The 11,554-nt window shown below is 58.3% G+C and carries 10 protein-coding genes and 1 pseudogene; 2 read left to right on the forward strand and 9 right to left on the reverse strand.

The features are described from left to right. The first annotated feature begins 172 nt into the window (after positions 1-172). The gene (locus ACVWXF_RS10580; RefSeq protein ID WP_457474372.1) at positions 173-850 is read left to right on the forward strand and encodes an adenylate/guanylate cyclase domain-containing protein; all 678 of its coding nucleotides are present in this window, start codon (positions 173-175) and stop codon (positions 848-850) included. 9 nt (positions 851-859) lie between these two features. Here ACVWXF_RS10580 and ACVWXF_RS10585 read toward each other — a convergent pair whose 3' ends face one another. From ACVWXF_RS10585 to rpsO, 5 genes are all read right to left on the reverse strand, one after another. Continuing rightward, entirely contained in the window at positions 860-2,641 is a 1,782-nt protein-coding gene (locus ACVWXF_RS10585; protein ID WP_457384696.1) for an NADPH-dependent assimilatory sulfite reductase hemoprotein subunit, read from the reverse strand. Between the two features lie 153 nt (positions 2,642-2,794). Beyond that, a complete protein-coding gene (locus ACVWXF_RS10590; RefSeq protein WP_457384697.1) occupies positions 2,795-4,822 on the reverse strand; it encodes an ABC transporter ATP-binding protein/permease in 2,028 nt (675 codons plus the stop codon). An 82-nt stretch (positions 4,823-4,904) separates the two neighbouring features. Continuing rightward, complete coding sequence (gene larC / locus ACVWXF_RS10595; RefSeq protein WP_457474362.1) at positions 4,905-6,098, reverse strand: nickel pincer cofactor biosynthesis protein LarC; 1,194 nt, start codon at positions 6,096-6,098, stop codon at positions 4,905-4,907. A gap of 96 nt (positions 6,099-6,194) precedes the next feature. Continuing rightward, positions 6,195-6,632, reverse strand: a complete 438-nt coding sequence (locus ACVWXF_RS10600; protein ID WP_414413299.1) for a PAM68 family protein — start codon at positions 6,630-6,632, stop codon at positions 6,195-6,197. A 36-nt stretch (positions 6,633-6,668) separates the two neighbouring features. Further along, the gene (gene rpsO, locus ACVWXF_RS10605) at positions 6,669-6,944 is read right to left on the reverse strand and encodes a 30S ribosomal protein S15 (protein ID WP_011431855.1); all 276 of its coding nucleotides are present in this window, start codon (positions 6,942-6,944) and stop codon (positions 6,669-6,671) included. 92 nt (positions 6,945-7,036) lie between these two features. On the opposite strand from rpsO, the gene ACVWXF_RS10610 reads away from it, so the two are divergent. Next, entirely contained in the window at positions 7,037-7,720 is a 684-nt protein-coding gene (locus ACVWXF_RS10610) for a HEAT repeat domain-containing protein (RefSeq protein WP_457474363.1), read from the forward strand. A gap of 4 nt (positions 7,721-7,724) precedes the next feature. Here ACVWXF_RS10610 and apcD read toward each other — a convergent pair whose 3' ends face one another. The 4 genes and pseudogenes from apcD to ACVWXF_RS10630 form a co-directional block, all read right to left on the reverse strand. Continuing rightward, positions 7,725-8,210 (reverse strand): allophycocyanin subunit alpha-B, encoded by a 486-nt coding sequence (gene apcD, locus ACVWXF_RS10615; RefSeq protein ID WP_011431857.1) that lies wholly within the window; start codon positions 8,208-8,210, stop codon positions 7,725-7,727. A 191-nt stretch (positions 8,211-8,401) separates the two neighbouring features. Next, the gene (locus tag ACVWXF_RS10620) at positions 8,402-9,727 is read right to left on the reverse strand and encodes a type IV pilus twitching motility protein PilT (RefSeq protein ID WP_414399740.1); all 1,326 of its coding nucleotides are present in this window, start codon (positions 9,725-9,727) and stop codon (positions 8,402-8,404) included. Positions 9,728-9,998: 271 nt separating this feature from the next. Beyond that, positions 9,999-10,568 (reverse strand): annotated as a pseudogene (gene folE, locus ACVWXF_RS10625) (GTP cyclohydrolase I FolE); the annotation flags it as partial. A 251-nt stretch (positions 10,569-10,819) separates the two neighbouring features. Next, positions 10,820-11,551, reverse strand: coding sequence for an SDR family oxidoreductase (locus tag ACVWXF_RS10630; RefSeq protein WP_414341872.1), 732 nt, complete (start codon positions 11,549-11,551; stop codon positions 10,820-10,822). Between the last annotated feature and the right edge of the window lie 3 nt (positions 11,552-11,554).

Below are 11,554 nucleotides of genomic sequence, written 5' to 3' on the forward strand. Positions count from 1 at the left end.
TGCGGGTGGGAAGGGGATGCTGACCATAACGCTGCTCAAGTAATCTCTCTCCTTGGGGCGACTGTAAACTCGCCTGAAATTCCGAAACTTAGCTGCCCCCTGGGGCCGCTGGGGATTGGGATAAAGCCTGCACCCTGCGCATAGCGCGGGTGTCGGGTAGTTTACCGCCGCCATTCTCAGCGCTTCCCTGCGGGGGACGGCCAACTTCGACGAGGAGAACTTTCCCTACGATGTTGTCTACACCTTGGGTCGCTACTTCGCCCAAATGGGGGCCTTGGTGCAGCAATATGGGGGAGTACTGGCCAACCAGAGCGGGCTGAGAAGTCTGGCTTTGTTTGGCTTAAAACAACCCGAGCTGGCCGTACAGCAGGCACTGCAGGCGGGATTGGCGCTTGGACAGTCGGCGGCGGAGTTGAATAGGTCTCTGCGGCAACTCTCCTACCCCCAGGTTAAGCTCACCCTCGGGATCCACCACGGCCCGGTTCTTCTGCTCCCCATTGATCCCCAAGATCCGCAGCGGCTGTCTGCCTTTGGCAAGTCGGTCAATGTTGCCACCTGGCTGGAGTCGGTTGAGGATGTTTCGCAAGGGGGGGAACAGTCTGAGGAACAGAGCTCCCGGTTGCTCATCTCGGCAGCTGTGTATCGAGCCGTGGAAGGGCAACTCCTGCAGGTGGAGCCTCTTTCGGTGAAACCCGTTCCCAACGCCAAACCCATCCGAGTCTACAGGGTGCATCCCAACCCCGTCAGCTTGCCGACTGGCGAGGAGCAAGCTCCAGAAGCAACCAAGCCTGAACCGCTTGGATGGCTGGAAGCGCTCCGGGAATGGCTACAGGCTTGGTCTCGTTTTTGAGGGATCCCTTTAGGCAAAAACGCCATCCCTTTGCTGAACTTGGGCCTGCAAATAGGGGATCCCCACCCGATGGCAGTAATCTCCAAAGCTCTCGCCAGGACGGCGCTCCTGCTTGTAGGCCTGCAGGAGAACTCTCATCAGCGGCACGATCTGGCTGATGTGTACCCGATCCTGAAACACTTGCGCCAGGCGATCCCCCTGCGGGCTGGCTCCCAGCCAAATCTGGTAGTAGCCATCGGGGGCGGATCCCACCAATCCCAGCTCGGCCAGGTAGGGTCGGGCACAGCCGTTGGGGCAGCCGGTCATGCGTACCAAGAAGGGCGAATCTTGCAGATCCAGCTCCTGCAACAGCTGATCCAACTGGCGCACCAGCCCTGGCAAAGCTCGCTCCGACTCGGTAATCGCCAACCCACAGGTGGGCAGGGCAGGGCAGGCCATCGACAGCCGCACCAGTTGAGGGATCTCTTCTTTGGAGAGCACCCCGTGGGACTTGAGGATCTGGTTGATGGCATCCCGCTGCTGCTCCGCAATGTCGATGAAAAGTAAATCCTGAGTGGGGGTCAGCCGCACGTGCAGAGAAAAGGCTTCCACAATCCGGCGCAGCGCCGTTTTGAGCTGCCGCTCTGGGGTGTCCTGGATACGGCCATTTTCGATGGAAATGCCCAAAAACCAACGGCCATCCCCCTGCTCGTGCCAGCCCAGGTAGTCGTCGCTGTTGGGAACAAACTTGGGTAGGGGGCGAAACCGGGGCAATTTTTCCCCCACATACTCCTCGACAACGCGGCGAAACTTGCGGATCCCCCAGTCTCTCACCAAGTATTTCAACCGCGCCTGCTTGCGGTCGTGCCGGTTGCCGTAGTCTCGCTGCACGGCCAAAACCGCTTGGCAAACCCGATACACCGCCTCCGGAGGGGCAAAGCAGAGCTTCTGGGCCAGCAAGGGCTGGGTTTCTTCCTTGCCGTGGGTACGCCCCATGCCCCCACCCACCACGATGTTGAAGCCCTTCAAGTTGCCCTTGCGATCCGTGAGCACAATCAAGCCCAGGTCCTGGGAGTACACATCTACCGTGTTTTCCCCGGCTACGGTGATGGCTGTCTTGAACTTGCGGGGCAAATAGACGGGGCCATACAGGGGTTCTGGGCCCTCTAACCTCACCCCGTTGCCGACAAACTTCTCGGCTTCCACCACTTCCTCATCCACCGGTGGGATGGGAACCGGCTCCCCATCCACCCAGATCTCGTAGTAGGCAGAGGTCTTCGGAGCCAACAGATCCGCCAGCTTGCGGGCATACTCTTGGGCATAGCGATAGGCAGGGCGATTTTTGTAGGGGGCCACCGGTGCCATCACGTTGCGGTTGACATCGCCGCAGGCGGCCAGGGTGGATCCCATCTGTTTGAGAATGCTGGCTATGGTGGCCTTGAGGTTTTTCTTGAGGATCCCATGCAACTGAAAGGTTTGCCGCGTTGTGGCTCGCAGGGTGCCATTGCCGTACTCATCGGCCAGCCGATCCAGGGTCAAGTAAAGCTGGGGGGGCACGTGTCCCCCTGGGATGCGGGTGCGCAACATCATCGAATAGGCCCGCTCCAATCCTTCCTGCTTCCGTTGCTGCCGCCGATCCCGGTCGTCCTGCTGGTAAGCCCCGTGAAACTTCAGCACCTGCACCGCTGCTTCGCTGAAGTGGGTGGTGTCTTGGGCCAGCTCCTGCTGAAGGGGATCCCGTAGAAAGTGGCTGTCTGCCTTGATCTGCTCCACCTTGGAACGCTTGGCCTCGGATGGGATCATGGGGGGCATTGGTGATCTCCGGTAAACCGGTCGGAATACTTGTGAATAACAGGCTATCACCTCCCTTGGGCGGCGTCCAGTTGGAAAAGTCAGCCTCCTATCCGGGTTTTGTTCCAAACCCGCAAAGCTTGTCATTTGAGTCAGCTGGAGATGTCGGCGCTGCTAGCTGGCCAGGGCTAGGCGGGCACCATACTCCTGCACCGACCACAGTTGCCAGGCACAATTCCCCTGCAGCTCCAAAACCAGGTCGTGGTAGGCCAAGAGGGTGGGACGATGGCCGACGCTGATGTAGGTGGTGTTCAGGTGTTGCAGCTGCAGGTAGAGCAGTTTTTCGTTGGCCACATCCAGGGCGCTGGTGGCCTCGTCCAAGATGGCGTAGCGGGGCTGGGTGATCAAAATGCGGGCGAAGGCAAGGCGCTGCTGCTCCCCAAGGGAGAGGGTGCTGGCCCAATCTTTCTCCACATCAAAGCCGCCCACCCGCTCCGGCAAGTCCCCCAAGTTCACCTGGGCCAAGACTCGGATGAGATCTTCATCGGTGAGGTCTCGGCGGCGTTTGGGATAGAGCAGTTGATCCCGCAGGGATCCCAGCAGCATATAGGGTTTCTGGGGCAAAAAGAGCATCTCCTGAGTATCTGGGCGGGCGATGGATCCCTGGCCGTTGGTCCATAGGCCGGCAATGGCCCGCAACAGGGAACTTTTGCCGCTGCCGCTAACACCGACAATCAAAAGCCGCTGGCCGGCTTCCAAGGCGAAGGAGAGATCCCGCACCAGGGTTCGTTCTGAATTGGGGGTGAGCAAAGTGACGTGGTTTAGCGCCAATTGCTGGGCAATGCGAGTTTGAATGTTGCTTTCCCGAGCGCCGGTGTGGCGCAGCGCCGGATCTTCCAGAGACTCGTGAAAGGAGCCTAAGCGGTTGATCCCAGCGGCAAAACTGGAAATGCTTTGAATCTGGTTGGCCACAATGGAGAGGGCGCTCAACACCTGGCTGAAGGCAATGGTGGCTTGGGTAATGGTGCCGAAATCTCGCACGCCGCTGAAGTAAAGGGGGGCGACGATGACATAGGGCACAATGCGGGTGAAATAGTTGTAGGCGTATTGGAAAATATCGATGATGGCCTGCCAGATGATCAGCAAATTAAAATTGCGCAAGGCCGCACCAAAGCGATGCAAAATTTGCCTGAGTTCTTGATCCTCTCCCTGGTAGAAGGCAATGGACTCAGCATTATCCCGCACGTGCACTAAGCTGTAGCGAAAATCGGCTTCGTAGCGCAGTTGATCGAAGTTAATTTTGATCAGCTTGCGACCAGCCAAAATGGCAATGGCGGTACCAATGGTGGCATAGACCACCAGCCCCAACGCCAACGGACGAGAAATGCCATAGAGAATGCCAGTAAAAGCATAGAGGGTGAGAATCGAGTCGAGAATGTCCAACAGGAAGGAGAGGGTGGTGCCGGTAAAGGAGCGAACATCCTCGGAAATGCGCTGGTCGGGGTTGTCGATTTCGGTGTTGGCGGCGTTGGAATCCAGCTCGTAGTAAGCCCGCTGATCGAAGTAGCGATCCAGAAAATGATCGGTCAGCCATTCTCGCCAAAACAGCCCTAGCTTGAGGCGAGTGTAGCGGTAGATCACCAAAATCGGAATGGCTGAGATAATCAGCACTCCATAAATAATCAAAAACTGCCAGAAAGTGGGCTCTTCTTTTTGCTGCAGAGCTGTGTCGATAAACCGAAAGATAAAGCTGATCATCACGTTCAGCCGGTTGACCGTCAGCGACAGAAACAGCAAAAAGGTGAGCAGCACCCACTGCAACCAGCGCTGGCGAAGCTGCCGCCACACTGCCCCAAAACAAAGGCTGCTCAGAGCCAAGCTGACCGAGGCCACCCACAGCACTGGCGAGGACAAGTTTCTCTCCGTTTGGGCCACCAATCCGGCTGCCACATTGGTAAAAAACTCCGGGAACAGGGCTTGACCGACCAAAGTCACCCCAATCTCCACAAAGAACATCAGGGCAACCACAAACACCATGGCCGCTGCCAGCAAGCCCAAAAAGATCCAGCCCCCATAGCGTACTCTGGGGTAAAAGTAGGGCTGGGCCACCGTGATAAACCGATCCCACAGTTTGCGGTCAAAGTTAAATTGAGAGGCTTGGGATTCCATTGTTGTGGTCGGCGGAGAGAGCAAGATCGACATCTCCCAGGCTAGCAGGCCATGGGTGCCAATCTGTGTTCAACAGGAGCGGATTCATTGGGGGTGGAACAGGTTCGGTGTCCCTTCAACCTTGCAACCGGTTTTGCCAAGCCGATTGGGCCGCCAGCCACACCGTCTGAACCGGCACGTGAAACTCCTGGGCGCGGGCCACACAGTCGCGAAACTCCGGCTGAGCGTTGACGATGCGGCCATGGTGGCGGGCCACCTTGATGTCGACCAGGCCGTAAGGGGTTTCCACCCGCTCAATGACCCGCTCCAGTAGGGTGCGCTGCTGTTGGAAGTGGCGAATGCCCAGGGTGGTGGTCTCCCGGAAGATGAGATCTTGACACTCCGGCACCCGATCCGGCGGACAGATGACGGTAAGCAGGATCCCCGGCCGCCCCTGTTTCATGGTGATCGGCTGGGTAAACACGTCCCAGGCCCCGAGGGCCAACAACTGCTCGCAGGTGTAGGCAACCACTTGGGGGTTGAGATCGTCAATTTGGGTCTGCAACACCGATACCGTTTCCGTTAGCTCTCCCCCATCGGCTTCCCCAATCCAGAGACGAAACACGTTGGGAATGGGCAGCTCTTGGGCACCGGCCCCACGCCCCACTTTTTCCACCCGCATCGGCGGACAGGGGCCAAACTCTTCCGCCAACGCCACAGCCAAGGCTGCTCCTGTGGGGGTCACCAGCTCCGCTTCCACCCCGTTGCTGAACACCGGCACGCGGCCCATTTCCCACAACTCGATCACCGCCGGCACCGGCACGGCCAATTTGCCATGCTCTGTGCTCACCCAGCCGCCACCAACAGGATGGGGGGATGACAACACCCGCTCCACCTGCAGCCAATCCAGGCCGATGCAAGTGCCGACAATATCCACCAAAGCATCCACTGCCCCCACTTCGTGAAAGTGCACTTCTTCCACAGGCATCTGATGGACTTTTGCTTCCGCCTGCGCCAACTTTTCAAACACCGCCAAGCTGCGGGCCTTAATGGCTGGGGAAAGCTGGGATCCGGCGATCAAAGCCTGAATCTCTGCCCAATGCCGAGCAAGGGATCCCCCACTCTGGGATCCCAGCACCTCCACCACAGCTTGCAGAGCAGGCTGCCCACACCGCTGCACCCGGCTCACCTGCAAGCCATATTCCCCCTCGATGCCCAACGCCTGGAGCTGACGGTTGAGGTACTCCAAAGGCACCCCGCAATCCAGCAGGGCTCCTAGACACATATCGCCGGCAATGCCTGCCGCACAGTCGAAGTAGGCTATTTTCATGCTGGAGAACTGGGGGTAGCCGCTGCCGCCAGAATGGACTTGGATCCCTCTTGATTGTAGGCAGCAACCGGCCTGGAAAAGGCGACGGGAGAGCAGTTAGGCTTCCCTAGAGTCGGAAGATTCAGAAGATCGAGCAGCAGATTCCCGCCACTGTTGGATGACGTTGCCCAAATTGCGCCGAAACTCTCCAATGCCCAGCAGGGATCCCGGCTCGGGATCCCAGGAAGCTGAGAACACACCGTAGCTAATGCCCAAAAAACCAAGGCCAAACAAGGTCAGCGACTCCGCCAAGGTGAAGTAAGGGGGCAGAGGAACCACGTGGTTGGTCAAGAGATAGTAATTCACAAAAAAGCTGCTCAGACCTAGCCCCGAAGGGATCCCAGAAAACACCAGAATCCGCCGCACCATCCGCCGGCTGACCTCAGGGGGAATCACGGCAACAGGCTCCTTCTTGGCCGGCTTCTTCTCCACCTCAACAGAGGCGGAGGGGGAGCGACGGCGAAAGGTTTTGGACTGGCGGCTGGATTTGCCCACGAAGACAGATCTCCGATAGCGTTTTGGATGGGCTGCCTACTTTTTCACCCGGATGTTCAGCCGTTCGGCCAGCTCCCGGAAGCGGTCAGGAGAATGCTTGGCGATGTAGTTGAGCAAACGCTTGCGACGACCGATCATCATCAGCAGGCCGCGGCGGGAGTTGAAATCCTTCGGGTTTCTCTGAAGGTGCTGAGAGAGCTGGTTGATGCGACTGGTGAGCAGAGCCACCTGAACCTCGGCAGAACCGGTGTCGGTGTCGTGCAGTCGATAGCTCTCAATGATCTGCTGCTTCTCTTGTTGCAATAAGGCCATAAGATCAAGGGACTGGATGCACTGCTTCAAGATAATAACATCGGCTTTTCCTCCCTCGCTATGGCCGAGGAGGGTTATGGAGAGAATGGGATATGACAACAACCTCTGGGGATCCTCCGGCACTGCCCGCTTTGCTGGAGCTGTTGAACTCACAAGACTTGGGAAATCGGCTGCGCGCTGTCAACAAAGCCAGAGAACTGCCTGGGCCAGAAGCCCTGACATTGCTGCAGCGAGCGATTCACGACGAGAATGCCCGCGTCCGTTATGCTGCCATCAGCCAGATGGGCACCCTGTCTGGCGTCGATCCGAACCTACTGTTGCCTATTTTGCAGCACTCTTTGCGAGAGGATCCGGAGTTCGATGTGCGGGCTGCTGCCGCCGCTGCCCTGGGGGATCTCAAGCAGCCACAGGCCCTGGCCGATCTCCTGGAAGCTTATCGGCGAGAAACGGAGTGGCTGGTACGGTTTAGCATCATCGCTGCCCTGGGAGAGCTGGGGAACCCTGCCGCCTTCGACACTCTGGTGGAAGCTTTGCAGGACAAGAGCGAGCTGATCACCACAGCCGCTGCCGCTGCCTTGGGCGATCTGGGGGATCCGCGGGCCATTCCCTATTTGGATCCCCTCATTGATTCCGACGACTGGCAACTGCGCTACCGCGTCTGCATTGCCCTGGCCAAGTTGGGAACAGAAGCCGCTCGCGCCGGACTGACCCGGCTGGCCCAGGATTCCCAAGAACAGGTGGCCGTACATGCCCGGGCTGCCTTGGGATCCCTGTAGTTCCCTAGCTCATGGCATTGATGATGTAGTCAAAGTAAGGGGCGGCTTCAGCGGCTGCCGCCGGCTCCAACAAGCTGAGGGCAGCTTCCTTCAAAAAGACAATCGCATCGATCATGCCGGCGATGGGTACGTTGAGGGCATTGTACATTTCCCGCACCCCTATCAGGCCGATAGACTCAATCGGCTCTTTGCTGCCGGCAATAATGCCATAGGTCACCAGACGCAGATACCAGTCGTAATCTCGCAAACATTGGTTGTAGCGCTTGTCACCGTAGGCATTGCCACCGGGTTGCACGTACTCGGGCCGCTTGGCGAATAGCTGCTTCTGGGCCTGGTCAATGATGCGCTTTTTGTTTTCTGCTAACACCTGAGCGATTTGCAAGCGCCTCTCGCCGGTGGTCATGTAATTCCTGATGGCTTCCAGTTCGCTAACTGAGAGGTAACGCAGCTGGTCATCCGCGGTCTCGATGATCTGGTTGATCACGCTCACGGTAGGGATTCTCCTGTTTTCTAACTTGCTTTCAATTCGGTTCATCAATTCGCAACCCATCCCCCCAGCCCAAGGTCGGCCCAAGAGATGAGCAGGTAGCTCGGCAAGCCAGCGCCGCCGGCTGCTCCCAGTTTAGGATAGGGCAAACCTTCCCTCAAGCACTTTGGCGTGACTCCATCTCGAGACTGGCCCTAGATCCGGCCTCGCAGCCATTGGGCCATCTCATTGCGGCGTGGGGCAGCCTCCAGACACACCTCTTCGGTAATCCGCCCCTCTTGGTAAAGCCTAAACAGGGATTGATTCATCGTACACATGCCCTCATAGGAGCCGTCGGCGATCAGCTCCTCAATTTCATCCACCGCCCCCCGCTTGATGTAGTCCCGAATGGCATCGGTGTTGCGCATGATCTCGTGGGCCGCAGCTCGCTTGCCATCGGTGGTGCGCACCAGGGTTTGAGCGATGATCGCCACCAGGGTTTCTGCCAGCTGCAGACGCATCGGCTCCTGTTCCTCCGGCTTGTAAATCCCCAGCAGACGCTCGATGGTGCGGACGGCGCTGTTGGTGTGCAGGGTTCCAAAGACCAAGTGGCCCGTCTGGCCAGCCTTTAGGGCAATATCCACCGTCTCTCGATCCCGCATCTCCCCAATCAGGATGATGTCCGGATCTTCCCGCAGAGAGGCTTTCAGGGCATTGGCAAATTCCAGGGTGTGGATCCCGACCTCCCGCTGCCGCACCATCGATTTCTTGCTCTGGTGGACGAACTCGATGGGATCCTCAATGGAAATGATGTGTTTGGGAAAGTTGGAATTGATGTAGTCCACCATCGCTGCCAAGGTTGTGGACTTACCGGATCCGGTGGGGCCGGTCACCAAAACCAAGCCTTTGTGCTCTTCGGCAATGCGCTTTAGCACTTCCGGTGCCCGCAACTGCTCCAGCGTCAAAATTTTCAACGGGATCAGACGCATCACCATAGCCGGGCCAAGAAGGGAAACAAAGCAGTTGACCCGACAACGCACCAAACCCTCGTACTGGATGGCGGTATCCAGTTCCAAACATTCCTCAAACTGGCGAATTTGGCTCTCCGGCAGGCTTTCCCGCAGCCAGCCATAGAACATCTCGGTGGTGGTGACCGGGTAGTTGGTCAAAAGCATTTGCCCCCGATCCCGAAAGCGGGGCACTTCTCCTACCCCCAAATGAATATCTGAGTAGCCTTTGTCATAGGCTTCCTGCACCAGTTGGCGCAGGGTCAGGCCCGCAGGAGTAGCCGGGGCCACCGGGATCCGACCGGCAGCCGTTGGGCGAGCTGGTGGCGCAAAAGGCGGAGCGGCAGGATTGGGGCTGGGCGGCGGCACTGGAGGCCGAGCAGCAGCCGGGGTGGGCGGGGGCATCTGAGGAGAAGCGGCAGAGCCCGGCACAGGCACCGGTACCTGAGGGGGAGCGACAGCCACACCAGGCGGAAGGGGCCGACCCAGAATGGGGTTGGGGGGGTTTTTGGCATTGGCAGGCCGGGATCCCATCCCTTGGGAGGCTGAACCGAGCACTGGATCCAGTTGCGTTGAAGGCTCCACCGGGGGCACCGGAGCAGCCGGACGAGACGGACGCTGCATGACCGGCGGAGCCGGGGGCTGCCAATTGGAGTCCAAATCGGTGGGAAACTGGTTTTCGGGGCTGACCTCGCTCATGACAAGCCTCGCTTCTGGCAGGGTTTGAGTCAATCTTAGGCTAGTATTCCCAGCCTGAGCAGAGGGTTAACTCAACCCAACCACCGGCAAAGCTCCGGGAAGCTCCCTAAAAATTGGACGGATGGCGAATGAGACTCAGAAACTCTTCGCGGGTACGGGGATCCTCCTGAAACACCCCCACCATCGAGCTGGTGACCGTCCAGGAGCCGGCCTTTTGTACCCCCCGCATCACCATGCACATGTGGGTAGCCTCGATAACCACCCCCACCCCGTAGGGATCCAGCACCTCCATCAAGGCCTCAGCAATTTGCCGTGTCAGGCGTTCCTGAACCTGCAAGCGGCGGGAGTACATCTCGACGATACGGGCAATTTTGCTTAGGCCCACCACCTTTTGCCTGGGGATGTAGGCCACATGGGCTTTGCCGATAAAGGGCAGCAGATGGTGCTCGCATAGGCTAAACAGAGACACATCCCGCAACAGCACCATCTCGTCATGGCCCTCATCAAAGATGGCACTGTTCAGTAGCTCCTCCAAAGACTGCCGATACCCACTGGTCAAAAACTTCAAAGCCGCAACCACTCGTTCCGGGGTTTTTCGCAGCCCCTCCCGTTGGGGATCCTCCCCGATCCCCCGCAGCAGCGTCTCCACCGCCGCCACCATAGCCGGATCTGAGACATCCGAGCTACCCAATTCTTCTTCCGCAAAAGTGGCTCGATCTCGAATCACCCGAGACTTGAAATGGGCTTTGTCATCCATTCGAGATTGCGAGCCAGATCCGGGTTTCGCAAGGGTCATAGCAGGATATTCCTTGGTTAACGAAAGGCTAAGAGAACTCGGTGCATGCAACTCGGCTCAGGTGGCATCCAGTCAAAGGCTGCGATAGCCAAAACCCTCCCAAGTCACGGGCAACCCCAAACCAGCCAGGTCTAAAAGGCTCCCACCGCAGGCATGAAGGTGAGATCTTCCACCACCGCACCTGTGGGCAACCGAACAATATAGGTAATCAAATCGGCTACCCATTCCGGCGAGAGCATTTTGGAACGGTCGAAGTTGACCCCTACCGTGCCCGTATCCCAGAGGGACGTGTCCACGGCACCAGGGCACAGGCTGGTGACCCGAATGCCATGCTGTCGTTCCTCTTCGGCCAAAGCTTGAGAAAAGCCCATTAGGCCGAACTTGCTGGCACAGTAAGCTCCCCAGTTGGGAAAAGCTCGCTTGCCCGCAATCGAGATGACGTTGACAATCGTGCCGCAGCGCTGCCGGCGCATTCCGGGAAGTACGGCTTGGGCACACAGAAAAGCTGCCGTCAAGTTCAAGTCGATCACTCGCTGCCAATCCGACAAAGGTAAGGTGGCCAAAGGGCCAACGTGGGCCATGCCCGCATTATTGACCAAGACATCGCAGACGCCAAATCGATCCAGGAGAGCCTGCAACTGCTGGGGCAGAGCTGCTAAGTCGGCCAAGTCCATGGGAAAAACCGCTGCCTTACCCCCCTGGTCTTGGATTTGGGCCTGCACCGCCAGCAGATCAGGCTGGGAGCGGGCCACCAGAGCCACCGCTATCCCTTGTCGGGCTAGGGCTAGGGCTACCGCTCTGCCGATCCCTCGACTGGCCCCTGTAATCAGAGCACGTTCGGGAAACTTTGTCTCAAAACTCATTTA

The sequence above is a fragment of the Thermostichus sp. MS-CIW-40 genome (assembly GCF_054058315.1).